Annotated in this window: 22 protein-coding genes; 17 read left to right on the top strand and 5 right to left on the bottom strand. The window is 53.5% G+C overall.

What is annotated here, in order from left to right; translation table 11 throughout:
- Positions 1-6: 6 nt before the first annotated feature.
- The gene (locus tag IAE55_RS02240) at positions 7-2,415 is read left to right on the top strand and encodes a glycoside hydrolase family 95 protein (RefSeq protein WP_200630810.1); all 2,409 of its coding nucleotides are present in this window, start codon (positions 7-9) and stop codon (positions 2,413-2,415) included.
- A gap of 107 nt (positions 2,416-2,522) precedes the next feature.
- Here the strand turns inward: IAE55_RS02240 and IAE55_RS02245 are convergent, their stop codons facing one another.
- Positions 2,523-3,386 carry an AraC family transcriptional regulator gene (locus tag IAE55_RS02245; RefSeq protein ID WP_145157245.1) on the bottom strand — a complete coding sequence of 288 codons (864 nt, stop codon included), beginning with the start codon at positions 3,384-3,386 and terminating at the stop codon, positions 2,523-2,525.
- A gap of 124 nt (positions 3,387-3,510) precedes the next feature.
- Between IAE55_RS02245 and IAE55_RS02250 the strand changes: the two genes are divergently transcribed.
- From IAE55_RS02250 to IAE55_RS02285, 8 genes are all read left to right on the top strand, one after another.
- On the top strand, positions 3,511-4,809 hold the full coding sequence (locus tag IAE55_RS02250; RefSeq protein WP_200630811.1) for a Gfo/Idh/MocA family oxidoreductase: 1,299 nt from the start codon (positions 3,511-3,513) through the stop codon (positions 4,807-4,809).
- 257 nt (positions 4,810-5,066) lie between these two features.
- Positions 5,067-6,893 (top strand): cache domain-containing sensor histidine kinase, encoded by a 1,827-nt coding sequence (locus IAE55_RS02255; protein ID WP_200630812.1) that lies wholly within the window; start codon positions 5,067-5,069, stop codon positions 6,891-6,893.
- Positions 6,865-8,454, top strand: a complete 1,590-nt coding sequence (locus tag IAE55_RS02260; RefSeq protein ID WP_200630813.1) for a helix-turn-helix domain-containing protein — start codon at positions 6,865-6,867, stop codon at positions 8,452-8,454. Before IAE55_RS02255 ends, IAE55_RS02260 begins: the two co-directional genes overlap by 29 nt.
- Positions 8,455-8,547: 93 nt before the next feature.
- Positions 8,548-9,462, top strand: coding sequence for a carbohydrate ABC transporter permease (locus tag IAE55_RS02265; protein ID WP_145157249.1), 915 nt, complete (start codon positions 8,548-8,550; stop codon positions 9,460-9,462).
- Between the two features lie 12 nt (positions 9,463-9,474).
- Positions 9,475-10,308 (top strand): carbohydrate ABC transporter permease, encoded by an 834-nt coding sequence (locus tag IAE55_RS02270; protein WP_076169332.1) that lies wholly within the window; start codon positions 9,475-9,477, stop codon positions 10,306-10,308.
- Positions 10,309-10,414: 106 nt separating this feature from the next.
- The gene (locus tag IAE55_RS02275; protein WP_145157250.1) at positions 10,415-11,734 is read left to right on the top strand and encodes an ABC transporter substrate-binding protein; all 1,320 of its coding nucleotides are present in this window, start codon (positions 10,415-10,417) and stop codon (positions 11,732-11,734) included.
- Between the two features lie 125 nt (positions 11,735-11,859).
- Positions 11,860-13,509 (top strand): MGH1-like glycoside hydrolase domain-containing protein, encoded by a 1,650-nt coding sequence (locus tag IAE55_RS02280; protein ID WP_145157251.1) that lies wholly within the window; start codon positions 11,860-11,862, stop codon positions 13,507-13,509.
- Between the two features lie 12 nt (positions 13,510-13,521).
- Entirely contained in the window at positions 13,522-14,403 is an 882-nt protein-coding gene (locus tag IAE55_RS02285; RefSeq protein WP_200630814.1) for a glycoside hydrolase family 43 protein, read from the top strand.
- Between the two features lie 512 nt (positions 14,404-14,915).
- Here the strand turns inward: IAE55_RS02285 and IAE55_RS02290 are convergent.
- Positions 14,916-15,836 carry a nucleoside hydrolase gene (locus IAE55_RS02290; RefSeq protein WP_105443128.1) on the bottom strand — a complete coding sequence of 307 codons (921 nt, stop codon included), beginning with the start codon at positions 15,834-15,836 and terminating at the stop codon, positions 14,916-14,918.
- A 238-nt stretch (positions 15,837-16,074) separates the two neighbouring features.
- Here IAE55_RS02290 and IAE55_RS02295 point away from each other — a divergent pair, with 238 nt between their 5' ends.
- Positions 16,075-16,239 carry a hypothetical protein gene (locus tag IAE55_RS02295; RefSeq protein WP_181152814.1) on the top strand — a complete coding sequence of 55 codons (165 nt, stop codon included), beginning with the start codon at positions 16,075-16,077 and terminating at the stop codon, positions 16,237-16,239.
- Positions 16,240-16,421: 182 nt separating this feature from the next.
- Here IAE55_RS02295 and IAE55_RS33705 read toward each other — a convergent pair whose 3' ends face one another.
- The gene (locus IAE55_RS33705; protein ID WP_145946049.1) at positions 16,422-18,170 is read right to left on the bottom strand and encodes a methyl-accepting chemotaxis protein; all 1,749 of its coding nucleotides are present in this window, start codon (positions 18,168-18,170) and stop codon (positions 16,422-16,424) included.
- A 137-nt stretch (positions 18,171-18,307) separates the two neighbouring features.
- Positions 18,308-19,096 carry an AraC family transcriptional regulator gene (locus IAE55_RS02305; RefSeq protein WP_181152813.1) on the bottom strand — a complete coding sequence of 263 codons (789 nt, stop codon included), beginning with the start codon at positions 19,094-19,096 and terminating at the stop codon, positions 18,308-18,310.
- Between the two features lie 416 nt (positions 19,097-19,512).
- Here IAE55_RS02305 and IAE55_RS02310 point away from each other — a divergent pair, with 416 nt between their 5' ends.
- Together IAE55_RS02310 and IAE55_RS02315 are read left to right on the top strand one after the other, a co-directional pair.
- Entirely contained in the window at positions 19,513-19,956 is a 444-nt protein-coding gene (locus tag IAE55_RS02310) for a DUF5348 domain-containing protein (RefSeq protein ID WP_145157253.1), read from the top strand.
- A gap of 109 nt (positions 19,957-20,065) precedes the next feature.
- Positions 20,066-20,557, top strand: coding sequence for a GNAT family N-acetyltransferase (locus IAE55_RS02315; protein WP_234489300.1), 492 nt, complete (start codon positions 20,066-20,068; stop codon positions 20,555-20,557).
- A gap of 38 nt (positions 20,558-20,595) precedes the next feature.
- On the opposite strand, the gene IAE55_RS02320 is transcribed toward IAE55_RS02315, so the two are convergent.
- Entirely contained in the window at positions 20,596-21,066 is a 471-nt protein-coding gene (locus IAE55_RS02320; protein ID WP_145157255.1) for a GNAT family N-acetyltransferase, read from the bottom strand.
- A gap of 238 nt (positions 21,067-21,304) precedes the next feature.
- Between IAE55_RS02320 and IAE55_RS02325 the strand changes: the two genes are divergently transcribed.
- Genes IAE55_RS02325 through IAE55_RS02345 form a run of 5 tightly spaced genes read left to right on the top strand, consistent with a single transcriptional unit; the run spans position 21,305 to position 25,820 of the window.
- Positions 21,305-22,081: an ABC transporter ATP-binding protein gene (locus IAE55_RS02325; protein WP_145157256.1), complete on the top strand. Its 777-nt coding sequence runs from the start codon at positions 21,305-21,307 to the stop codon at positions 22,079-22,081.
- 36 nt (positions 22,082-22,117) lie between these two features.
- Complete coding sequence (locus IAE55_RS02330) at positions 22,118-22,927, top strand: ABC transporter permease (RefSeq protein WP_145157257.1); 810 nt, start codon at positions 22,118-22,120, stop codon at positions 22,925-22,927.
- Positions 22,928-22,939: 12 nt separating this feature from the next.
- A complete protein-coding gene (locus IAE55_RS02335) occupies positions 22,940-23,857 on the top strand; it encodes an ABC transporter permease (protein WP_145157258.1) in 918 nt (305 codons plus the stop codon).
- Positions 23,858-23,889: 32 nt separating this feature from the next.
- Entirely contained in the window at positions 23,890-25,491 is a 1,602-nt protein-coding gene (locus IAE55_RS02340; RefSeq protein ID WP_200630815.1) for an FAD-dependent oxidoreductase, read from the top strand.
- Positions 25,488-25,820: a 4Fe-4S dicluster domain-containing protein gene (locus IAE55_RS02345; RefSeq protein WP_076166160.1), complete on the top strand. Its 333-nt coding sequence runs from the start codon at positions 25,488-25,490 to the stop codon at positions 25,818-25,820. The genes IAE55_RS02340 and IAE55_RS02345 overlap by 4 nt, the downstream gene beginning before the upstream one ends.
- Positions 25,821-25,833: the final 13 nt, after the last annotated feature.

Below are 25,833 nucleotides of genomic sequence, written 5' to 3' on the forward strand. Positions count from 1 at the left end.
GGAAGCATGAAACTTCAATATGACAAACCTGCTACAGTATGGACGGAAGCGCTTCCGATCGGCAACGGCCGGATTGGTGCCATGGTGTTCGGAGGCGTGGCCGAAGAGCGGATCCAGCTGAACGAAGACACGCTGTGGTCGGGATATCCGCGGGACACGAATAATCCGGAGGCGTTGGAGGTATTGCCCCGGGTGCGCGAGCTGATCCGCAGCGGGCAATACGAGGAAGCCGACCGCGCGGCGAAAGGGATGATGGGTGCCTACAGCCAGTCCTATCTCCCGCTCGGAGATCTGCATATCGAGTTGGAGCAGGAGGGAGAAGCTTCGTTTACGGGCTACAAAAGAGAGCTGGATCTCGCTGAGGGCATTACCCGTGTTGAATACACGGCTCGCGGCGTGGTGTATACCAGGGAGATGTTTGTATCCCATCCGGACCAGGTGCTGGTCGTCCGTCTGACTTCCAGTGAGGCAGGGAAGCTGAATTTTCGGGCAGCGCTGAGCAGCCCGCTGCGCAGCGTGACGGAGGCGGAGAGCGGCGCCCTGGTCCTCCGGGGGACCGCACCGGAACAAGTGTGGCCCAATTACTACCGCAGCAATGATCCCATTATCTATGGTGATCCGGATACGACGGAAGCGGTGCGTTTTCAAGGACGCCTGGCAGCTGTAACCGAGGGCGGCAGCGCAGCGGTCAGCGAATCCGGCATCCGCGTTCAAGGCGCAACGGCGGTAACCCTTTATTTCAGCGCCGCGACGAGTTTTAGCGGCTTTGATAAACTGCCCGGAAGCCAAGGCAAAGATGAGAAACGGGCCGCCAAGGACGATTTGGACAGAGCCGTTCAAGGCAATTATGAGGGCCAGCGCCAGACGCATATTGCCGATCACCGCTCGTTGTTCGACCGGGTCCAGTTGTCCCTTGGGGTAAGCAAGGCAGGAGAAGAACTATCGACAGAGGACCGGATTGTCCGCTATGGCGCCGACGACCCGGGGCTGGTGGAACTGCTGTTCCATTATGGCCGATATCTGATGATCGCAAGTTCGAGGCCTGGAACACAGCCAGCGAATCTGCAGGGAATTTGGAACCAGGAGATGCGTCCGCCTTGGAGCAGCAACTGGACGCTGAATATCAATGCAGAAATGAATTACTGGCCGGCCGAAACGGCGAATCTGTCCGAGCTGCATGAGCCGCTGCTTCGCTTTATCGGCGACTTGGCCCGGAACGGCGGGACAACGGCCCGGACTCACTATGGCGCCCGTGGCTGGACCGCCCACCACAATTCGGACATTTGGGCGATGTCCAATCCTGTGGGCGATTACGGGCATGGCGATCCGGTATGGTGCATGTGGCCGATGGGCGGTGTCTGGCTGTGCCAGCACTTATGGGAGCATTTTGCATTCAGCCGCGATAAGAAGTATTTGCGGGAACATGCCTACCCGGTGATGAAGGAAGCGGCTATGTTCTGCCTGGATTGGCTGCATGACGACGGCAGCGGCCGCCTGATCACTTCGCCGTCAACCTCGCCGGAGCATAAATTCAGAACGCCGGCGGGCGGTCTGGCTGCGGTCAGCGAAGCATCGACGATGGATCTGATGCTGATCTGGGACCTGCTCACCAACTTAATTGAAGCGTCCGAGACGCTGGGGGAAGACGAAGCGCTGCGGCAGGAGTGGCTTGAGGCCAGGGAGCGTCTCCTGCCGCTGCAGGTCGGAAAGTACGGACAGCTTCAGGAATGGTCCAAGGATTTCGAAGACGAGGATGTCCACCACCGTCACGCGTCCCATATGTTCGGCGTGTATCCGGGCCGGCAGCTCACCAAGCGGCAGTCGCCGGATTTATTCGAGGCCGCCCGGCGTTCCCTGGAACGGCGGGGCGACGACGGAACAGGTTGGAGTCTCGGCTGGAAAGTCGCCCTATGGGCCCGGTTCGGCGAAGGCGACCGTTCGCTTGCTTTGCTCTCCAACCTGCTGCGCCTCGTCCGCGAAGATGAACCGGATAATTATCACCATGGCGGGGTGTACGCGAATTTGTTCGACGCCCATCCGCCGTTCCAAATTGACGGCAATTTTGCGGCGACGGCCGGCATTGCAGAAATGCTGCTTCAGTCGCATCAGGGATATTTGGAATTCCTTCCGGCTCTGCCTGCTTCATGGCCGAACGGATTTGTGAAGGGCCTTCGCGCGCGCGGAGGGTTTGCGGTCAGCCTGGATTGGAAAGATGGAAGGCTTGCGGAAGCTGAGATTGTCTCCCATGCCGGATCAACCCTGTCAATTTATTCGCTGAATCCGCTGACGATCTTGGCGGATGAAAACAGCATTCCTGTTCAACAGACTGGAGAGAACTTGTACTCATTCCCTACGACTGCGGGTATGACGTACCGCATATTGCTTGAGCCATCCGTTCAACAAGGAAGGCTCTGATTGTTGAAGCCCTGCCGAAGGTTCGGCAGGGCTTTTTTATTTGAAATGGCGATAGTCAAGCTCGATCACCTTCGTTAGAACGAGAACGCCTGGAGAGCCAGTCGGCTTCATTCCCTGCGCCGAAAACCGGCGCGGTAGCTGCGGGCAGACATCCTCGTGACCGACTTGAATACTTTTTCAAAATGCGAAAAGTTCTCGAACCCCACGTCCTCCGACACCCGAATGATGCGTTCGTCTGTTTCGCGCAGCAGACGCTTGGCCTCCTTGATCCGGGTAATGCCGATATATTCGATCAGACCAAAACCGGTATACTTCTTGAACGACCGGCTCAGATGGCTGGGGCTCAAGTAGAACTGTTCACTCAGGCCGCTCAGCGTCAGGGGCTCCCGGTAATGCTCCGAGATGTAGCTGGCGATGGCGTTCATGCGGGCTGCGGCGGGAGAGACCGAGTCTTCGGGGACCCCTTGCTTGTACGCTGCGGACTGCCTGGCCGCAAACAGCAATGCCTGTCCCGCAGCATGCCGGACGGCCATCCGGTATCCGGGTGCCTCGTCCTGAATCTCCCGCAGCATTTCATAGAGCAGCTGCTCGATCCGAAGCTTGTCCTGATCCGGTAAATGCACCACGCGGTGGGGACCGTGGAACGGAGCAAGCAGCAGCTCGGCCTCATCCGGGTGGAGCGGCTCGAAATACGATTCGTTGACATAAATGACGATGCGTTCATGGTTCGGCACACCGGTGTCCGAGGTTTTATGCACTTCATTACCCGGGATGAACACCAAATCTCCGGACCGGACCCGATATACCCGGTCTTTAATGAAGTAAAAGCGTTCGCCGCCAAACAAATAATACAGCTCATAATGTTTGTGCATATGATCCTCCGACATGGAGAAGTGTCCTTTGCGGCGGTTATATTCCACAGAAAAGGGATCGGACGCGTTTCCGTACCGCAGCTCCTGGTGTAAAGCCATAATCGATCCTCCACAAGCGCAATAAATGCGGGGTTTTCATCATTCTAGCATAAAATGCGGGGACAATTTGCGGATTTTGCAGTAATCTGCAAATAAACAGATTCATAGAAGGAGAGGGAATGATATGGCCAAAAAAACTTATGTGCAGGTCGGAGCAGGCGGAAGAGCGGAATTCTTTTACGGTGCGATTGCCCAGCGTTTCCGGGAGTCGGCGGAGCTGCTCGCTTTTTGCGACGTGAACCAGACTCGCATGGATTATGCCAACAAGCTGTTGACGGAGAAGTACGATTATCACGCGGTACGAACGTATAAAACCGAAGCTTTTGACGAGATGATCCGGACCGAGAAGCCGGACTTCGTCATCGTAACCAGTGTGGACCGTACGCATCACCGCTATATTATCCGGGCGATGGAGCTCGGCTGCGACGTGATCACGGAAAAGCCAATGACGGTCGACGCGGCCAAATGCCAAGACATTCTCGACGCGGTAGAGAGAACGGGACGAAACGTTCGGGTCACCTTCAACTACCGTTATGCGCCTCATCATACGAAAGCCCGGGAGCTGATTGCAGACGGAACCATCGGGGATGTGACGTCGGTTCACTTCGAGTGGCTGCTTAATACGCAGCATGGCGCGGATTACTTCCGCAGATGGCATCGGGACAAGCGCAACAGCGGCGGACTGCTCGTACATAAGTCGACCCACCACTTCGACCTGGTTAATTTCTGGATCGGATCCGAGCCGGAAACCGTCTATGCGATGGGAAACCTGCTGTTTTACGGACGGGAAAATGCCGAGAAGCGCGGAGTCACCAAGTTTTACGACCGGGCTACAGGCCATCCGAACGCCAAGGACGATCCGTTTGCACTGTCACTGGACAGCAACGCGCACCTGAAAGCGATGTACCTCGACGCGGAGTGGGAGGACGGCTATCGCAGGGATCAAAGCGTATTTGGCGACGGGATTTCGATCGAGGATACGATGAGCGTTATGGTCCGGTACAAAAATAAAGCACAGCTAACCTATTCGCTGAATGCTTACATGCCGTGGGAGGGATACCGGATCGCCTTCAACGGCACCAAGGGCCGGATCGAAATGACGGTAATCGAGCAATCCTATGTCAATTCCGGCGGAGACAAAGCGCTGGAAGGAGCGGTCAAGGGCGTCAATATCCTGGTATTCCCCATGTTCGGCGAGCCGTACAAGGCGGACTTCGAGGAAGGGGCCGGCGGGCATGGCGGCGGCGATCCTGTGCTGCTGAACGACATTTTCGGTGTGCCTGTGGAAGATAAATTCCACCGGGCGGCAAACCATATCGACGGCGCACGTTCGATCTTGACGGGTATTGCCGCCAATCAATCGATCTCCACCGGACTTCCGGTGAAAGTCGACGATCTGGTAAGGTTTTACGGGGCAAAGTAGCATGGTCCACGAATAAGAGTCGAGGCCACCTGAGCGGCAGCCATGGTGGCTTTTGGCTTCCCGATGCGGTAAGAGTTACAAAGACACTGACCGGTAAAGATCAGTGTCTTTGTCATTTTCGCCGATGGGCCGGGGACCTACTGCTGCCGGAAATGGAGTGCTGGAAAGGCATGGCACACAGAGTTAAACCTGATTTGGTATGATGTGTTCAGCAGTATCGCGAAAGCGCTGTCAAATTAACGGGAGGAAGGTTCGTCATGTTCTACTCGCTCAGAAGCAGACTGATCTTATTTTTCGTGTTGTTGTTCGTTTTGTCGTTCGGTGCATTGTCTTTTCTCATTTTTAACGAATCACGAACAATTATCCGTTCCTATATTGAATCGTCCGCGCTGGAGAAAATGAATGAATACGGTTCCTACATCGACATGGTGCAGACGCAAATTTACGACTTGGCTTCCCTGGTCTTTAACAGCGACCAGACTGATACATGGGATAACATAGCATCGGACACATCGGCAACGGAAGGGGAGAAGATGCTTGCCCATATCCAGATGAGCAAGTTTCTGACGCAGACGACCAACAGTTATACCAGCATCTCATCGGTCGCGCTGTACCGCAGGGAAGGCGTGTGGGTCAGCATGGACAACCAGGTCATCAAGGAAAGCTCCTTTCTGGATCAGTCCTGGTACAAGCAGTTTCGGGACGAGACGGTCCGCTGGGTGCCGGCGCATACCGATGATGTGGAATTGAAGATCCGCCGCAGCGACCATCCGGTCGTCAGCATGCTGATGCCGATCGGGGCATTTGAACCGAAGCAGGCGAAAACGGTTCTGAAGGTCAACGTGAGCGCCGATTATTTTCTGGAGCCGCTGAGCAGGATCCATTTGGGCGAGAGCGGGACGATGTATTTAATCGATCAGCACGGCAGCCCGCTCCTGACCCAAGCGGATTATGAAACGAGCGCCAATCTTGCCAAGAACGAGGTCGTCAGGGCACAGGCAGGGCGAAGCAAGCAGGGCGTCGTCTATTTCCGGAACAGCCAAGGTGATGCGCAAATCCTCGTTTATAAAAAGCTGGCTCAAAACGGTTGGATGCTTGTCGGCATCGTCCCGGAGAGCGACCTATATGCGCCGCTGCTTAAGCTGCGCAACAGTATTATGGTGCTGGCGGCTGCGCTGCTGCTGATCTCGCTCTTCGTCGCCTTCTGGCTGTCGAACGGGATTACGCGGCCCCTGTCAAGGCTCGTCTCCGCCATGCGGCATGTGCAGCGGGGGGATTTTGACAGCGCGGAGAGCCGGCTGCCTCTGGAAGGCACCGTCCGAAATGAGGTCGGCTTTGCCACAGCGACGTTCCGCAACATGATCGGCAGGCTGCGGCAGCATATCAAAACCGAATTTGAACTGAAGCTGCTCCGGCAGCAGGCCGAATATAAGGCGCTGCTGATGCAGATTAATCCTCATTTTTTATTCAATACACTGGAGCTGCTCAGCAGCCTTGCGATGCAGAGGCGTACGGACGATACCGTGAAGGTTATCGAATCGCTCGGAAAAATGCTGCGCTTCGGCTTACGGATCAGCGACGATTTGGTCGCCTTGAAAGAGGAGCTGAAATACGTTCATGATTATGCTTCCATCCTGCGCATCCGCTTCGGGGACCGGCTCTGGCTGTCCGTGGAAGAGGACGGCCTGCCGGAGCATGCCGCATGTGTCAAGTTTGTCCTTCAGCCTCTGCTCGAGAACGCCGTAAAATACAGTTTTGCGCATCGGACTGAAGCGCGTGTATCCGTCAGGGTATACCGAAGGGACAGCTGTGTGGTCATGTCCGTCACGGACAACGGGCCCGGGATGACGGAGGAACAGATCCGCGAGGTGCTGGAAGAAGCAGCCGCCGCCCGGCCGGACCAAATTCTTGCCAGCAGGGAACGACAGATCGGACTCGGGAACGTACTTGCACGGTGCCGGCTGTATTATGGCTCGTTGTTCGAGGTTCATCTGGATTCAAAACCCGGCGGGGGAACGCGAATTGAACTGATGTTACCGATTAGGGAGGTGCATAATGATGTATCGCTTATTGATCGTGGATGACGAACCGGAGATCCGCCAGGGTTTGCGGCTCAAGATGGATTTGGACGGTCTTGGCATTGCGCTGGCCGGCGAAGCATCGAACGGGGCGGAGGCGCTGTCCATCCTGGAGAAGGGCGACATTGAGATCGTCCTTACCGACATGAACATGCCGCTGATGGGTGGCGTGCAGTTTATGGAAGTGTGCCGGGAACGTTGCCCGAACGTCAGGGTCATTGTCATTACCGGCTATGAGGACTTTCAGTACGCTCGGGCCGCACTCCGCTTCCAGGCGAGCGAATACCTGCTGAAGCCGGTTGCCCGCGATGAGCTGAATTCCGTCCTGAAGAACGTCACCGCCGAGCTGAACTGGGAACGGGATAAAGCGCAGCTAGAGGCCAAAACGCAGTGGGAGCTGTCGCAATATTACAGGGAGATGAAGGAGCAATTTATCCTTCGGCTCGTCCGCTGGGAATCCGGGCCGGAGAGCGCTGTTACGGACCACGTCCGCAGATTCGGGCTTGGCAGGTGGGATGAGCGTCAAGTGCGCTTTATGACCCTCGGCCTGAAAGTGAGGGATATCGGACATGCACCGGATCGGGCACCCGACCAATTCCTCCTCCCGCTGGAAATGATCTGCCGTGAAAAGGCAGAAGACGCAGCCGGAAATTGCGAGGCGTTCCGGGACGGGCATTATCCGGGGCTGATTCATGTGGTCACCACAGAGTCCGTGGAATGGCTGTACTCTTTTGCAGATCACCTCCGGTCAGAAGTGAAGCGAATGCTTGGATTTGAGTTGGGCTTCGGCATCGGCCAATCCGTAACAGGCTTCAAGGCTTGGAAGGACGGCTACCTCTCATCGCTTGTGGCTTGGAACTATGCTGACAGCTGTTTGCCGGCCGAGCCCCATCTCCAATCCACCGACAAAACGTCCATAAGCGCGGATGAAATCAAAGTCATCGAACGGTACTTGGCCAAAGGTGAATATGCTGCGTTTGATCAGGCCGTCCGCCCCATTCTCCAACTGGCTTTTACAGGGCCTGCGGCAAGCAGGGTGAAAGTCATTTTTCAGTTGTACCTGGCTCTGGAGTCGGCAGCGAGTGATTTGCTCATCAGGATCGAGAGTGCAGAACAGCTGTGGATCCGGCCGGAGCTGGCCTATTCATTGGATTCGGTGGATAAGGCGTACTCTTACCTTACAGGGATCGCCCGGAAAATCGCCAGACAGCGCGAAGAAGGCGCTGACGCCGCCGATGTCAACCTGATTGAATCCGTCCGCCGCTATATTGATGACCACTATGCATCAGACTTGAACTTGAGCGATATGGCTGCCCGTTTTAACTATCATCCTTCCTATTTCTCGGAATTGTTCAAGAAACGGGTCGGGCGCACCTTCATTCAGTACTTGACCGATGTGCGGATGACGCAGGCGATCCGGCTGCTGGAGGAGACCCAGCTCAGCCTGTGGGATATAGCCGAACTTACGGGCTTCAGCAATGCCAGTTACTTCAGCTCGAAATTCAAAAAGATTTACGGCGTTTCTCCTTCCGATTACCGAGAGAGATTACCGAGAGAGGTTACCTGAAAAGATTGATAGCGAAGTGCCGAAGAAATAGAATTCAGCGCGTGCCGCATCTTGCTTATGATGTTCTTACTAACATCAGAAGGAGGATTCGCGATGCGAACATCACGCAGGCTGCCGATCCATACGCACAACCGCACGGCGTACGCATTTTTGCTGCCATGGCTCATCGGCTTTTTTTGCCTCACGCTCGGACCGATGCTCGGCTCGCTGTATTTGTCACTGACCAAATACAATCTGCTGCGTCCGCCTGAATGGATCGGTTTCGCCAATTTCAAGCAGATCTTTACGAATGACGCGACGTTTACGCATTCGCTGCAGCTGACATTCGTGTACGTACTGCTGTCCGTTCCGCTCCGCATCATTTTTGCGCTGCTCGTGGCGCTGGCACTGAACAAGGGGATTCGCGGACTGGGCATCTACCGAACCGTCTATTACATTCCGTCCCTTCTTGGAGGAAGTGTTGCGATCTCCATCGTCTGGCGGCAAATCTTTGACAGCGAAGGTGTCATGAACGCGTTCCTTGGATGGTTCGGCCTGGAAGGGCCGGCATGGATCGCCAACCCGGACTATCTAATTTATCCGATCGTCACACTGTCGGTTTGGCAGTTCGGCTCGGCGATGGTCATCTTTTTAGCGGGTCTGAAGCAGGTTCCGGCTGATCTGTATGAAGCGTCCCAAGTGGACGGCGCCGGGAAAATACGCCAGTTTTTCAGTATATCGCTGCCGATGCTGACGCCTGTTCTCTTTTTTAATCTGATCATGAGCATTATCAACTCGTTTCAGGCGTTTACGCCGGCTTACGTCATCGGCGACGGTCACGGAGGACCGCTGGATGCCTCGATGTTCTACACGTTGTACCTGTATTTGAAAGGTTTCTCCTATTTCGATATGGGATATGCATCGGCACTGGCCTGGATCATGCTGCTCATTATTGCCGTCTTTACGGGCATTATCTTTGCCACTTCGCGCTTCTGGGTGTTCTACGGCGACGGGAAAGGGGGGAGATAAGCCATGCTGACGATGAAAGGAACTTACTCGAAGGCGATCAGGCATGTGCTGATCCTCCTGGTCGGACTGGCTATGCTGTATCCGGTATTGTGGCTGCTCAGCAGTTCCTTTAAGCCAAATCAAGCGATTTTTACCGATACCGGTTTATGGTCGCACAGCTTTACGTTCGATAATTACAAAAATGGCTGGAAGGGCTTTCAAGGCGTATCCTTCAGCCGCTTTTTCGGCAACTCGGCGCTGATCTCCATCCTCTGCGTGCTGGGTAACATCGTGACCTGCTCGCTTGCGGCCTACGCCTTTGCCCGGCTGGATTTCAAGCTGAAAAAAATATGGTTTGCGCTTATGCTGGTGACGATCATGCTGCCTTACCATGTGACGCTCGTTCCGCAGTATATCATTTTCAGCAAGTTGGGATGGATCAACACGTTTGCGCCGCTGATCCTGCCCAAATGGCTGGCTCACGACTCCTTCTTTATCCTGCTGATGGTTCAGTTCATTCGCGGCATCCCGCGGGAGCTGGACGAGAGCGCGACGATCGACGGCTGCGGCCAGGGCAAGCTGTACCTGCGGATCATTCTGCCCCTGTTAACCCCGGCGCTGATCTCAACCGCGATCTTTACGTTTATCTGGACGTGGGACGATTTCTTCAGTCAGATGATTTACATCAGCGATATCAAGCTGTTTACCGTGCAGCTCGGCATCCGGGCGCTGTACGATCCGTCGGGCTCATCCGATTGGGGGGCGCTGCTCGCCATCTCCGTGCTGTCGCTGCTCCCAATCACGTTGATTTTCCTGATGTTCCAGCGGTACTTCCTGGAAGGCATCGCGACGACAGGGCTGAAATAACCCCTGCGCAGTTCTGAAGACACCGAATGAGGAGAGCAGCAGTGCGGCAGGAACGACAATTGTGCAAACGCTTCATAAACTTATAACGATGAAGGAGAAATGGAACATGAAAAAAAGATGGTTCATCTCTGTGCTGGCGGCCATGACCGTGATGCTGTCGGCATGCGGCAGTTCGGGCGGCCCGGCCGCTTCCAGCGAATCCGGCGGGGAAACGAATTCCGGAGGCGACCAGGTCGAGCTCAGGATGATGTGGTGGGGAGACCAGGCGCGGGCGGATTTGACGAATAAGGCGCTTGAGCTGTTCGAGCAGAAGCATCCGGATATTAAAGTCGTGGGCGAGTTCTCGCCGCAGGACGGTTATTTTGACAAACTGAACACGCAGTTGGCTTCGGGAACGGCTCCAGACGTATTTTTTCTGGGAGGCAATGTGGTGGACTACGCCAACAAGGGCGTTCTTCTGGATCTCCAGCCTTATAAAGGCAATGAGCTGAAGCTTGACGATATGGACACGACGATGGTGCAGTACGGAACGATCAACGGCAAGCTGGTTCATATTTCAGCAGGCGCCAACGCCCGTGGCATCGTTATCAACAAGACGCTCTTTGAGAAAGCCGGCATCGAAGTGCCGCAGGATGGCTGGAACTGGGAAGATTACGCCCGGATCAGCAAGGAAATTTCCGACAAGCTGGGCAAAGGCTACTATGGGACTTACAATTTCACGACCGACGGCATGGATATTTATTTGAAGCAGAACGGCAAACAGCTGTATGACATGGCAAACAACAAGCTTGGTTTTGAGGAAGCAGATATTCTGCCATGGTTCCAGTACTGGGACCAAACGTCGAAGGCAGGAGGCGTAGTCACACCGGAGCTTCAGGTCTCCAATCCTTCGAATGATGCGAGCAAGTCTTTGATCATCAAAGGAAAAGTAGCAATGACCCTGCTTCCGTCCAATATGCTGGCCTCGTACCAAAGCTTGACCCAGGATGAATTGACGATGGTGCAGGTACCGCGCGGTCCGAAAGGCACCGGCGTGGTGTTTGAATCCAGCCAGGGCATGTCCGGCTACGCGAAGACTCAGCATCCGAAGGAAGTGGCCGAGCTGATGGACTTCTGGATCAACGATCCGGAGGCTGTGAAAATACTGGGCAGCAACCGGGGCGTTCCGGTGACGGCGAAAGGCCGCAAGACGCTGGAGGCCGAGGCAAGCGCAGCCGACAAAATCGTCTATGACTTCACGAGCCGCGTGTCCGAAGCGAATAAGAAGGAGCCTTTTGCCATCAGCTACAACCCGCCGGGGAACGCCGAGTTTATCAAGCTTGCGGATAATACTGTCCAGCTGATCGGCTTCGGGAAAGAAAACGTGGATAAAGCGGTGTCCGACTTCTATGCGGGAACGGTAAAAATTTTCCAAAGCAATCAGTAAGTATCCGGCAGTATCCGGCGATGACGCCAATCTCATAATCAATGGCCCCGAAAGGTCATCCGCTGCGGCAGAGACTTGGGGGGCTTTTTTCTGATAGAAGAAACACGGAGAGTGAGGAAACGATCATGGATGAGAAAGCGCTGTTAGATAAATTAAGGGCGGTGAACGTGGAACAGCGGATTGGTGAGCCCGGGAAAGCGTCGGACTTAGATGTTGCTGCCGAGTGGAAGCGAAGCGGTGTCCGGTTTGCCGCATCCAAAGGCAAGCTTGAAGGTGTCTATTACAAGGCGATTCGCAGGCTGCTTGACTGCATCGCTATTGTTGGCGGCGTACCGATGCTGCAGGAAGGAGGGATTTATCTTGGCTGCTGGCTCGAAAGCACCGGCACGATCAACGCGGAGCTGCTGTCACGTTTCCTGCCGAGCGTGGCGCAATCAACGTTCCGCTCCTTTGCGCTGCACCAGCGGGCCGATGGTCTGCTCCCTTATAAAATTACTGGTGATGGGCCAACGTACCGCCAAATCCAGCTCGTTACCCCGCTTGCCCGCAGCGTATGGAATCATTATTTGCTGCAAGGGAGAGATCAAGCGTTTCTGCGGATGATGTACCAGGCGATGGAACGCTATGATGTCTGGTTGGCTGCTCATCGTAATACCCGGGGGACCGGCTGTGTCGAGGCATTTTCGGCTTTCGATACGGGCCATGATCTGTCGCCGCGCTTCTGGCATGTGCCGGACACGCCACACCAGGGCGATCCGAGCCGGTTCGATCCCGGTTCGCCGGTTTTACCGTTCCTGGCGCCGGACCTTACGGCGAACGTATATTGTCAGCGTTTGTATTTGGCCAAAATCGCCGAGGAGCTGGGCTTGCCTGGAGAGGGGTGGATTTCCAAAGCTAAGCAGAGTGCTGACAGTCTCTTCCGGTACTGTTTTGACGAGGAAGACGCCTTTTTCTACGACCGTGACCGTCAGAACCGATTTGTCCGCGTTCAGTCCGATCTTCTGCTGCGCGTACTCGCCTGTGAAGTCGGTGACCGTGAATTTTTTGATGCGATGCTGTCGCGTTACTTGCTGAACACGCGCAAGTTTTTTGCCAAATATCCGTTCACCTCCATTGCGATGGATGATCCGCGGTTCGACCCGTTCTCCAGCTACAACAGCTGGGCGGGGCCGTCAAACTTCCTCAGCCTGATCCGGGCTCCGCATGCCTTTGAGCATCATCACCGGCATGTCGAGCTGACATGGGCCATGCAGCCGATCTTGTGTTCATTGGCCAGGGCCGAGCGTTTCGCGCAGACCGTCAGTCCCTGGACAGGGGAAGAAGGTTTTACCGAAGCCTATTCGCCTGCCATCTTGTGCCTGCTCGACTACGTGGAACGGCTTTGCGGAATCCTGCCTAGACCCGATGGGGAAATCTGGTTCACGGGGCTTCTCCCGTCTGCGATGGATCATGGAGAGGAGGTCACCGGCGAAACGGCTTATGCACGATCCGTAGACAGGGTGCTCTACGAGCTGGTCAATCTGCGTGACAAGTCGGTCATTTACCGGGAGGGTCAAGCCTATATGAAATTCCCTTCCGGCATCCGGGTCATTACGGACCGGGAGGGAAGCCTGCGGGGGATTCTTGGAATGAGTGTGCGGACGGTTGATGGCCGATTGGAATGGGAAGGCCGGAGCATCCCTTTTTCGGTCAAAGGAAATGAGTATCTCAAGTACGGCGATGGAGAACTGAAACAAACCAGAGATGCTGGCATCGTTTATCCGACATATTCTTAAGGAGGTCTTGCCATGAACAGGAAGGAGATTCAGATTCGGGACCCGTTTGCATTACCCCTCCGCGAGGAAGGCAGATATTATTTATACGGGAGCACGGATGCTAACATTTGGGGGCCTGGAACCGGATTCGACGCCTATATCAGCAACGATCTGGAGGATTGGGACGGGCCGTACCCTGTATTCAGGCCGGGAGCTGATTTTTATTCCGATACGAATTTTTGGGCACCTGAGGTTTATGCATTGCACGATAACTTCTATATGTTCGCCACGTTTCGCCGGCGCGACAATGGGCGTCTTGGCACGTCGGTTCTGTCGTCATCCGGTCCGCTGGGGCCTTTCGTGCCTCACAGCAGCGGCCTTGTCACTCCGGAAGCCTGGAGTTCACTGGATGGGAGCTTATTTATGGACCCAGAAGGGCAGCCATGGATGATCTTCTGCCACGAATGGCAGCAGGTCGGGGACGGTGAAGTGTGCGCGATGCGATTGAGCAGCGATTTATCCGAGCCGGCCGGAGAACCAATCACACTGTTTCGGGCATCTGAAGCGCCGTGGACGACGCCTTACGAGTCTCCGCGATACAAGGAAACGGTCAATTATGTCACGGACGGACCCTTTTTGTTCCACGGTGAATCCGGCCGTGTATACATGTTGTGGGCCAGCTTTATCGACAACCGGTATGCGCTGGGTGTTGCGCGCTCGGCGACAGGGGGCGTCACCGGACCATGGATTCATCAGCCGGAAGCGCTGTATCGGAATGACGGAGGACATGGCATGGTATTCCGGACGTTTGACGGTAAGCTTGTATTGACCCTACATGCTCCCAACCGTACACCTGACGAACGCCCGTTATTTCTGCGGATTGAGGAAGCAGAGGGATTCATTCAGCTTCGCTGAAAATTAATGAATTCAATCATATTAAAGAAAGACTCCGCCAGTCATACTGGCAGAGTCTTTATGAATGAACCGATTGAACGCGTTTGACGGTCCAAAAGGGGACGATGACAGGTTTACGGTCATTAGAAACGATAACGAATGTCCGGGGGTCATCGGTTCTATGGCAAACTCCGGTATAGAACTCTCCGCTCACCAGATGAATCGTAATTTCTGTATTCGTTTCAGCTGCAGAAAGAATCATTTCCTTATTCAAATTGGAATGGTCACCCCCATACACAATCGTTAATCAACTATAATTAAACAGAATTCCAGAAATTAATCAAGATTTTTGTCGAATGATTAAAAAATCTTTTAACAAAGTACATTTAAAGGAGCCAGACCGCATTTAACAGGTGTTTTTCTGGCGAATCTTGCGATTAGAGGCAGCCATGGCCCAGATACAAGTACTTTCATATTTTTTTTTAAAAAAAAGCCGACTACTTCCTATAAAGGGAGCAGCAGCTTATAAGAAATTACTTCGCTTCGGCAATCTTGTTGAACAAATCGCGGAATACGGCATCCCGGTTCACATGGTAAATATAACGGATCTGATGCCGCGTAGGGTCATTCACCCAACGGAAATCTTCTGAAATTCGCGGGCTGGGAACCAAAATGCTGGGGCAAGCTTCCGGAACAGCCAGCCAGGCGATGACAGAGATGTCCCAAATGACGCGGGAATAGGCGTAATGATCAGGCGAACAATTCCGGTACGTGTCGTAGAGGTATTGTCCCACTTCTCCCTTATGCTTAATATGGGTTTCCAGTTCCGAGAGGGTCGTCAGGAGATGAGATGCCGTTCCCATGCACGGGACGAGAACAAGAGGGACACCGCAGCCGAGCAGCAGCCTTGAGCCATGCAGATCCTGCGCGAGGTTGAACTCGCGCGTATCCGGCCAATGCAGCGAATGGCCGCCTAGCCATACGACGACGATCCGGTTGATAATCTCCGGTTCCAGCAGAATGGCCGAGGCCACATTCGTGATGGCTCCGATCGCAACGACATACAGCGGATCGTCCGGTGAAGAGGCCAGAGCCCGATGGACCAGATCCCGTGCCGCATCGCTGTCCACAGGCACATCAGCGCCGGGAAGATAGCTCCCTGATCCCCGGTGCACGGGGATATCCTCCCGCTGGGCAAGCTGCCGGATTTTCAAGATCTCCTGGTAGCTTTTTTCCATGCCGTCCCATGGGCTTTCCGACAGTTCGTTGTAAAAAGGTGCGGCATACAAGGCTTCAACAGAAACGCTGGTGCTTGATTTCATGGCATAGATGACAGCGAACTGATCATCGATTTCGTTAAAGGTGTCCGTATCCAAAACGATTCTTACCGGTCTTCCGGGATGCTGCAGCCGCCTGATTCGCTCATCGTCTGTGATCTGAGGAAATGTGGTCACGCTTTACGTCCTCCTATTCTCCACTGCATGATTTGGACTTCCAGCTTTAACCTCAATATATCACAAAAACAGGGGGCAAGCCGGTTAAATGCAGATAAATTTTCATCTCTTTAGGTGACGGATCATCCCTGGAACTTACAAGTCTGTAAGATAGGTGTAAGTGAAATCAATAGGTGACAGGCCGGTTCACATGTATACTTTGAGTAAATAAGGAAATGGAAAGTGAAGGTGAACCGTAATGGAAGACAAACAAGAAAACCATCTATTGAATATCGCACTCTACGTCATGCTGTTTATCATTCTGATTTCCTGCTTCGGGCGGCTGATCGATCACTCGGTCTACTTCGCAGAGAATGCTCTAGGTATGCTGGTACGAATCATGGAACGTATTTTATCCTTTTGAGTCCTAGAGCTTGAATCATTGGAATCAATAATCTATAGCTGCGATCCGTCGCAGCTTTTTTGTGCAGATCAATTTCAGGTGGAATAGGGATTGGGGAAATAGAAACCGGGGTCAGCAGGGCAGGGCACCTCCGTTAAAAAAGGGTAAGCCTAATGGCTTACCCTTTTTGCAGATGATTCGAGTTATACCCGGAACTTGCTGATGATTTGCGACAGGTTGCGTGCCATCGTCAGAAGCTGCTCGGAAGAACTCGCGATTTCTTCCATCGATGCGAGCTGCTCCTCGGAAGAAGCCGCAACGCGCTGTGTTTGCATGGCGGAGGAGGTTGTGATGCGCTCCAGCTCTTCCAGCGAAGCTGCAATTTCCTCGCTGCCCGCGGACATCTGCTCCGAGGCAGCAGATACTTCCTGGACCTGGGCGGACACTTCGCGGATGGCCTGCACGATGGCGCGGAAACTGTCGCCGGCCTGAAGCGCGATCTGCGTACCCATGCGGGCCTCGTCGGAAGAACGCTGGAGGGAAGCTACCGCCTCATTCGTCCGGTCTCCGATGCCTTCGAGGATTTCTTTCACCTGTTCTGACGAATTTTTCGACTGCTCTGCCAGCTTGCGGATTTGCTGGGCGACCACGGCAAACCCGCGGCCGTGCTCGCCAGCCCGGGCTGCTTCGATGGAAGCGTTAAGGGCCAACAGGTTCGTCTGGTTGGCCACATCCGCAATGAGGGCCAGAATTCCCCCGATTTGCCGGCTCAGCTCTTCCAGCTCCCGCATGGTTCCAACGGAATCGGACAAATTGTTCTCAATCGTCTGCATCTGCTCCAGTGATTTCTTCATGACGGATTCGCCTTCAACCGCGCGCTCTGTCGTATTCGCAGCAAGATCCGAGACAACGCTGGAGGACTCGGCGATACGCTGGATGCCCACGGCCATTTCGGACATAGCCCGCTGGCTTTCCGTCGAGCTATGAAGCTGCGTCTCCGAATCGGCGGCGACCTGGCTGATCGCTTCGGTAATTTCGTTAGTGGCCTGCGCCGTCTGCTGGGCACTTTCCTGCATCATCTTGGCTTCATCGGTCACTTCGAGGGAAGTATGCTGAACATTGCCAGCCAGCTCACGCAAGCTCGAAACCATACTATTAAACGCATCTGCCGCTTGGCCGATCTCGTTTCTGCTCTTGACCGGGACACTGACGGTCAAATCGCCTCCGGCAGCCATTTGGGACACTTCCGCCAGTCGGCGAAGGGGTTTAAGGGCATATCGGACAGCTACCGATACGATAATGATGGCTGCCACGAGAAACGCGGCTCCAACGGCAAGGCTTGTCCAAAGGATTTCGGAGAGGCGCGTCTGAATTCCGTCATAGTCGAAATCGATGCCGAAGACCGAGACGATGTTCCCTTGTTCATCTGTCACGGCTGAAAGATAGGTCACCCAGGTCCCCAACTCATCGTCGTAAGGAACGGTTACGGCCGAGCCTTCTTTTATCGTTTGATCAAAAGCATGTTCAAAATAAGCAGGCATCACGTATTCCGTTCCCGGCTGCAGCATTTGATCATCCGGGCCCTGCAAATTGATAACGGCTCTGTTACCGTTGCGTTCCATTTTTTGTGTGGCCAGAATATAGGCGTTGCCAATCCCTTGGTCTTTGCTAACCATCGCCTTCAGCTGACTGCGGATGACCTGAAAAGGCTCCGTATCCGCCGGCTCATGATTGGCTACCGCCTTGGCAATCTGCTTCACTTGGCTTATATTGGTATCCAGCTGGGACTCGAGGACGCTTCCGAGCCCCATAAACCGTTCCTGGAACAGACTTTTCTGCTCATTATAGGAGATCCAAGTTTGAGCGCTAATCACGACGACGAACAGAACGGCCAGCAGCAGCGTGCTCAGCGCCATTAAACTCCGGAATCTAAATATCTTCTTTGACTTCACGTTTGTGCACCCTCTCGGATTGGATTAACCAATATATCGGTACCATGCACTCGTTTATTTAGCGGAGAAACCGGGGGAAACAGAGGTAATATATTCCATCCAGGAGACGGTTCAATATTCCGGACTTCTGACCTTCGTCATGACTTCGATACTGCTGAAGGTGGATATCCTTTGATCGACTTAAATACGTTGCTGAAATACGATATATCATGGAATCCGCAGCGGTCCGCAACCTGGGTCACCGTGAAGCCTCCAGTGGACAAGAGCATTTCCGCTTGATTAATCCGGATCTGGTTCACATATTCCTTGAAGGAATATCCCGTGACTTGTTTGAACAATTTGCCGAAATAAACGGGGTTCAGGTTGACGATATCCGCCATCCCGGTTAAATGCAGATCCTCCGGATAGTGGTCGATAATATATTCGAGCACCTTGTTGACGCGTGGATCAACAGGGTGATGTCCGGCGCTGCGGTAGGTATTGGTGATGAGGACATGATGGACGATAAGCATAAACAGCGCTCTTGCATGCATGATATAGCCCGGATGCTTGCGCATCCACACCTGGGTAAACTGCTTGATGTAACCCAGGATTTCGCTCGTGATGAGATTTTTCGTAACGGTCTGAAGTGGAAGCGCTTCCGATCTGCCAGGCGCAAGCCATTTGAAGTTGAATGCGTAAGAGTGCATGGGACAGTCCGTAAAGGTGTAAGCTTCGCGAACGCTGCCCACGGGTATGTAAATCACATCCCCAGCTTCCACCGTATATTTAATGCCATTAATAAAATAATTGGATTTCCCTTCGACAACAAACGTCAAATCCTGAAAATTGATCGTCTGGCGAATAATTTCCCATTGTGGGAAACAGCGCCTGTCCACGAAGAAAACAACGTCTGGAACGAGATTTTGCAGCCTTTTCAAATCCATGCGGAATCCCCCTTGTTCCGTTTTATCCATATTCGGACGACATGATGAAATCTATACTTAATAATTTAATAATTACAAATAATATTTAGTTGCTCTATGGATTCTAAAAATGGTTTACTTTTATAATAAGCATAGTAGTAATGAAGAAATTCAGTCATCATTAGTTATTGCAAGCCGGATTACAGGCTTATGAATGTGAAAATTCCTGTTTACTTGTTACAAATTTTATTTTAGTTTAGTGGAGCATACTTGAGTACCATATCATGAATGGTGCGTTCCATTCAAACCGTTTTTGTAAGCGATTACCGAAATATTTAGCTCTCTGGCTTGCTGCGGTTGCTTGCCGGGATTGTCATGTTCAGAAAACGTTTTTGGTGAGACAGCGTCAATAAATTTTTTATGGATAAGGGGTTCGCATGACAAAGGATACGATGCTACAGGAACTATTAAACTTGGAAGCCCATTTGAAAAAAATCACCCATGGCCTTCGGCAGATTGACGACACGTGGAGTGACCATTTTGACCCGGCTGATCCGGACGATATGTATCTGTGTTCGACATTCGCCAAAGTGGAAGACAAGCTATCCGCCGTCCGCCGCCTGATTCAAGGTATTGGGGCACGAGTGATTGCCCAAGGCACGCTGATAAAGAACGCTGATGGCCAGTATGCCATCGGAAACACTGGTATCATGCTAACTGCGGGATCTGCCGTCGAGGTCTTGTTCCGCAGTTCGGAGCAGGATGCCGAATGGATTGAAAGCGGTGTCGAATTGTGCGGTGATGAGTATGCATTAACGGGTTTTCCAAGACTTGACTTAGAGGGTTTAACGGTAAGGGTCAAGCAGTACCCCTCCGAATAGAGAGCGGTGCGGTGTATAACACGCCCACGTTTGTCACGAGAAGATCGGATGTGCTAGAATGGCAGCAGCTTTAAGCACTGGGAATGAGGGGGCAGCGTGAGTGGAAGTTATGTTAACTCAAGTAAACACCGAAGAGGAGATTGCAGCACTGGCTGATCTGGCCTATGGGATTTGGCACGAATACTTTATCAGCATCATTACACGGGATCAAATCAACTACATGGTCGACAGATTTCAATCGGTTCCCGCGATAACCGACCAAATTCAACATCAAGGATACGAGTATTACTTTATCAATGTTGACGGGGCCCATGCTGGATATATCGGTGTCAAGCAGGAAGAGGGCAAGCTGTTCCTGAGCAAATTGTACATTGCTAAGGAGTACAGGGGGCATGGGTACGCAAGCCGGGCTATGGAGTTTCTGACAACTCTATGCAAAGATCGGAGCTTAAGCGCCATCTGGCTTACCGTGAACCGGCATAACGACTCGACGATTGCGGTATATGAGAAAAAAGGGTTTAAAACCGTGCGCACGCAAGTGGCCGATATCGGAAACGGTTTTGTCATGGACGATTATGTGATGGAAAAGCCGATCGTGTAAAACGAATGAAAGCACCCTTAGGGTGCTTTTTTTGCTGTTCACAGCGTCTTGATATACCAGGCGTCACAGGCAAAATGCTCGGTCGCACTCAGCGGCTTGTCCATCGGAACAAACCCGTGCTTGAGATAAAATTTGTTGGCCGCCGTCATGTTGTGGAATGTTTCCAGGTAGCACTGCTCGTAATGCTCTTTGGCAAAATCGAGCGCAGCCCGCAGCAGCTCCGCCGCGATCCCCGTTCCCCTGGCTTCTTGGTAGGCGTACATTTTCTGCAGCTCGCAAATGTGCGGGAAACCTGGCACCGGTCCAATGCCGCATCCGGCGGCAATACGGCCCTCATTTTCGGCCACCCAATATTTTGATCCTTCAGGGTGATATACGTGATAAAAGTTACCTAAATCGGGATCGGCCCAGGCGGTTCCGGGCTTGTTCGCACCAAACTCAATCAAGCATGTCCGGATTAGCTGCTCGACCGGCTTATTGTCTTTTTCCTCGATTTCTCGGATGATCATGATGACAACCTCCAATACTGAAAACCAATCTACCGTACTATCATACGACCTAACTGGAGATTCTGTATACCCCGCTAAAAAGAGTGGATCAGAATTTTGAATTAGCAATCGAATTTATTAATCCCTACTTGTTGAATCGGATTTAAAATGATAAAGTGCTGTCATATATCCAAGTAATCGGGTAGGAAAATATCGATTTGGCTTGTCGGCATCATTTTCTAAAGGGAGGCAGAGTCATATGGCGGAAACTTTGCTAAGCATCACGGCGCTGAGTAAAAGCTTTGATACAGCCAAAGGACGTGTTGAAGCACTGCACAAAGTGGACTTGAACATCCGGGAAGGAGAATTCATTACGGTCATCGGTCCGAGCGGCTGCGGGAAAAGCACGCTGCTGCGCATCATCGCCGGGCTGGACGGACAGTATTCCGGCACCATCACACTAGCCGGCCAGAACATTACGGGACCGGGAATCGACAAAGGGTTTATTTTTCAGGAGCATCGTCTATTTCCTTGGCTGACGGTGGAGAAAAACATTGCTGCGGATTTGTCACTGCGTGATCCCGAGGTTAGGCGCAAGGTCGATGAACTCATCGAACTGGTCAAACTTGGGGGCTTTGAAAAAGCCTATCCCAAGGAGCTGTCCGGAGGGATGGCCCAACGGGTGGCGATCGCAAGGGCGCTGCTGCGCAATCCCCGGGTGCTGCTGCTGGATGAACCGTTTGGTGCACTGGACGCCTTCACCAGAGCGCATATGCAAGATGTGCTGCTGGATATTTGGCGCAGAAATCAGACGACGATGATTTTTGTCACCCATGACATTGATGAAGCCGTATTTCTGGCCAACCGGGTCGTCATTCTCAAGCCGCGGCCGGGTCAAATCAAAAGCATCGTGCCGATCGATCTTCCCTATCCCCGGAAGAAAACGACGTCATCCTTTCAAGAGCTTCGGCTTCGCGTACTTAAGCTGCTGGATTCCCTGGATGAGTTAGAGCTTACGGATGGGGCCGGTATATAAAATTGTTGTATTCATGTCAGAAAGGCAGGTGATTGTATGAGTCACGAAATTACAGCAGAAGGACCATCCCTCAGAGCGGGCTTCGGAAGGTGGAAGCTTCTAGGGCTAGGACTGATTCTGCCGGTAGCCGTCCTTGTTTTGTGGCAGATCTTCGGACAGCTGGGGTATATATCCGATTTGCTGTTTCCGACACCTCTCGTCATTCTGAAAGCCTTTGTCGGCCTCGCCCAGTCCGGTGATTTATGGGATCATTTCCGGATCAGCGCCGTGCGGGCACTTGCAGGATTTGCGCTCGGGGGGAGCTTGGGACTCTTGTTCGGAATGCTGGTCGGTCTGTTTGCGAAAGTCGAAAAGATGCTTGATCCTACGCTTCAAATGATCCGCATGATTCCGAGCCTTGCTGTCGTGCCGCTGTTTATTCTTTGGTTCGGAATTGGCGAGGAATCCAAAATTCTGCTGATCGCCAAAGGGGCCTTCTTCCCAATCTATATCAATACTTATCTCGGTATCCGTAATGTGGATAACAAATGGTTCGAAGTGACCCGTGTGCTCGGGTACAGCCGCATCCAGCAGATCAGAAGGCTGGTGATCCCGGCGGCGCTTCCTAACATCCTCCTGGGAACCCGGTTATCGATCGGGTTATCGTGGCTGGGTCTGGTGGTAGCCGAATTGATTGCTTCGACTTCCGGGGTCGGTTATATGATGTCCGATGCCCGCCAGTTTGCCGATACGCCGGTCGTTTTCGTAGGCATTATCGTGTTTGCGGCCGCGGGACTCATTACGGATTATATCGTTCGGCTGGCGGAACGCAGGTTGTTAAGGTGGAAGGAAAGCTATAACAGGTAAGGAGGTATTCAAATGAGCCTGCAAAGCGAAATACCGATTCCGCAAACAACGGTTAAACAAGATCGAGATATCCATTCGTCTCCACATTCAAATCCCACGGCTGGGGAGGCTGCAGTTAAGGTTACAGCGGATATCGTACAAACGAACAGGCAGCCGAGGAGCTCCAAGAGATGGTGGGCCGATCTGTTGTGGGCATCTATTATACCGGTTGTGGTGGTGGTGTTATGGCAATGGGCAGGCGTCGCAGGCTGGATATCGCCCGAATTTATGCCGACGCCGTGGGTCATTCTGAAATCGTTGATTCATCTCATTGCCTCGGGTGATCTTGCCTATCAGATTGGAGTGAGTATACAGCGTACGCTCGTCGGATTTGCGATCGGAGGGCTGCTTGGATTGGTGTTCGGATGTTTTACCGGTATGTTCCGCAAGGCGGAGTATTTGCTCGATCCCAGCATCCAGGTGCTGCGGCTGGTTCCACATTTGGCCATCGCGCCCTTGATCATATTGTGGTTTGGCTTTGGCGAAACCTCCAAGATTGCCATCATCATTTCCGGTTCTTTTTTTCCCATGTACATCAATACATACACGGGAATTCGCCAAGTGGACGGTAAATGGTTCGAAGTGGGCAGGGTGCTCGAATTCAAGCCGTATCAACGCTTCACGCGGCTGATTGTTCCCGGGGCACTGCCGAGCATCCTGCTTGGCGTCAGATTGTCGCTGGCTGTATCGTGGATCAGCCTTGTCGTTGCGGAACTCGTAGGTTCTACGGCCGGGATCGGTTTTATGATCAATGAAGCCAAGCAAAACTCGGATACCCCGGTTATTTTTGTCGGCATTCTGATCTTCGCGGTTGTAGGCAAGCTGATCGATTCGCTGGTTCGCGTGCTGGAGCGCAGGTGGCTTCATTGGCGTGATTCCTATCGTGGTTAAATCCAATTACGAAAAAATAGGAGGCGTGGCAAATGGCAATTCAGGAACAGGCGCAGCATTTGAAAACGGACGTATTGGTGATCGGCGGGGGACCGGCGGGTACTTGGGCCGCCGTTACGGCAGCAGCCAAGGGAGCCAGAGTGGTGCTGGCCGATAAAGGGTATTGCGGCTCCAGCGGGGCAACGGCGCCTTCAGGCACGGGAGTGTGGTATGTGAAGCCGGATGAACGGCTGAGGGAAGAAGCCAAAGCCAGCCGCTATGACATGGGCGGAAGGCTGGCGGAACACCGCTGGATGAACCGGGTGCTCGACCGCACCTATGCCAATATGAATCAGCTGGCAGGCTGGGGGTATCCGTTCCCGCTGGATGACGAGGGCAATCAGCACCGGCGCAGCCTGCAGGGGCCCGAATATATGCGCCTCATGCGCAAGGTCGTCAGGAAGGCGGGCGTGACGATTCTGGACCACAGCCCGGCGCTGGAGCTGCTGGCCGACGAGCATGGCGTGGGAGGTGCTGCGGGAGTCAATACGCAGACGGGTATCCCGTGGACGGTGGAGGCCGGAGCGGTTGTGATCGCCACAGGCGGCTGCGCCTTTCTCAGCAAAGCGCTCGGCTGCAACGTCCTCACAGGCGACGGGTATCTAATGGCCGCTGAGGCCGGGGCGAATCTGTCCGGCATGGAATTTTCCAACGCCTACGCGATTTGCCCGACATTCTCCTCCGTGACAAAGACGGCTTATTACAGCTATGCCAGCTTCTATTATGAAGACGGCACGATTGTCGAAGGAGCCGGTTCCAAGCGCGGGCGCTCCGTGATTGCTCGTAATCTTATGGAGGGCCGGCAGGTCTACGCCGTGCTCGATCAGGCGCCAGAACACTTGAAGCCGCTGCTCCGGGTGGGCCAGACCAACTTCTTCTTGCCGTTCGACCGCCGCGGCATTGATCCGTTTACGGACCCGTTCCCGGTTACGCTTCGCCTGGAAGGGACGGTCCGTGGTACCGGCGGCATCCGGCTGGCGGATGAGCTCTGCGCAACCGATGTGCCCGGACTCTATGCTGCAGGAGACGCTGCCACCCGGGAGCTGATTTGCGGCGGGTTTACCGGAGGAGGGAGCCACAATGCAGCTTGGGCTATGTCCTCCGGCTCTTTCGCCGGAGAAGGTGCGGCGGCCTACGTCAAGAAGCTGGGTGCCCGTGATGGAAGCCGCAATTTAGAGCGGAAGTCCACTCAGCCCATCGTAGAGGAAGGCAAGGGCAGCGTTAAACCAAGCCGGGCAGCGGAATGGGTGCAGGCCGTTCAGGATGAGGTCAAACCTTATGACCGCAACCTGTTCCGGACCGGTGAGGTGATGACCCAGTCTTTGAACAGGCTGAACGGCTTATGGAACGAGCAGCGGGAGCAGGCTATTGAGCACACCGTGGATGGCGTCAAAGCAAGGGAAGCGGCCGCCATGACGGCAACGGCCCGTTGGATGTACACGTCCGCCTTGGCTCGGACGGAATCGAGGGGCATGCATAAGCGCAGCGATTTTGCCGGGATGGACGACAATCAGCACTACCGCCTGATCACAGGCGGATTGGACCAATTGTGGGTTCGTCCGGAACAAGTCCGTAAGGAGGTCGTCGTCCATTGATCGAAGTTATCAGTGAAAGCAAATGCATTGCCTGCAATCAATGCGTGTCTGTATGTCCTACCAACGTATTCGATCGCGTGGCTGACGGGATTCCCGTGATCGCTCGGCAAAGCGATTGCCAGACCTGTTTTATGTGCGAGCTGTACTGCCCTGTCGACGCCTTGTATGTCGCCCCGGAATCCGAGTCGGTCATCGGTGTCACGGAAAGCGAACTGTCAGAACAAGGCCTAATGGGAGGATACCGGGAGAAGGTTGGCTGGGGGAAAGGCCGCAAGCCTGTCGCTAGTCACGAATATATGTATCAGCTGTCGAAGCGGAGCGGATTTTAATTATCGACTGAAG

The sequence above is a fragment of the Paenibacillus sp. S28 genome, from assembly GCF_016624415.1.
Classification (GTDB): domain Bacteria; phylum Bacillota; class Bacilli; order Paenibacillales; family Paenibacillaceae; genus Paenibacillus_AQ; species Paenibacillus_AQ favisporus.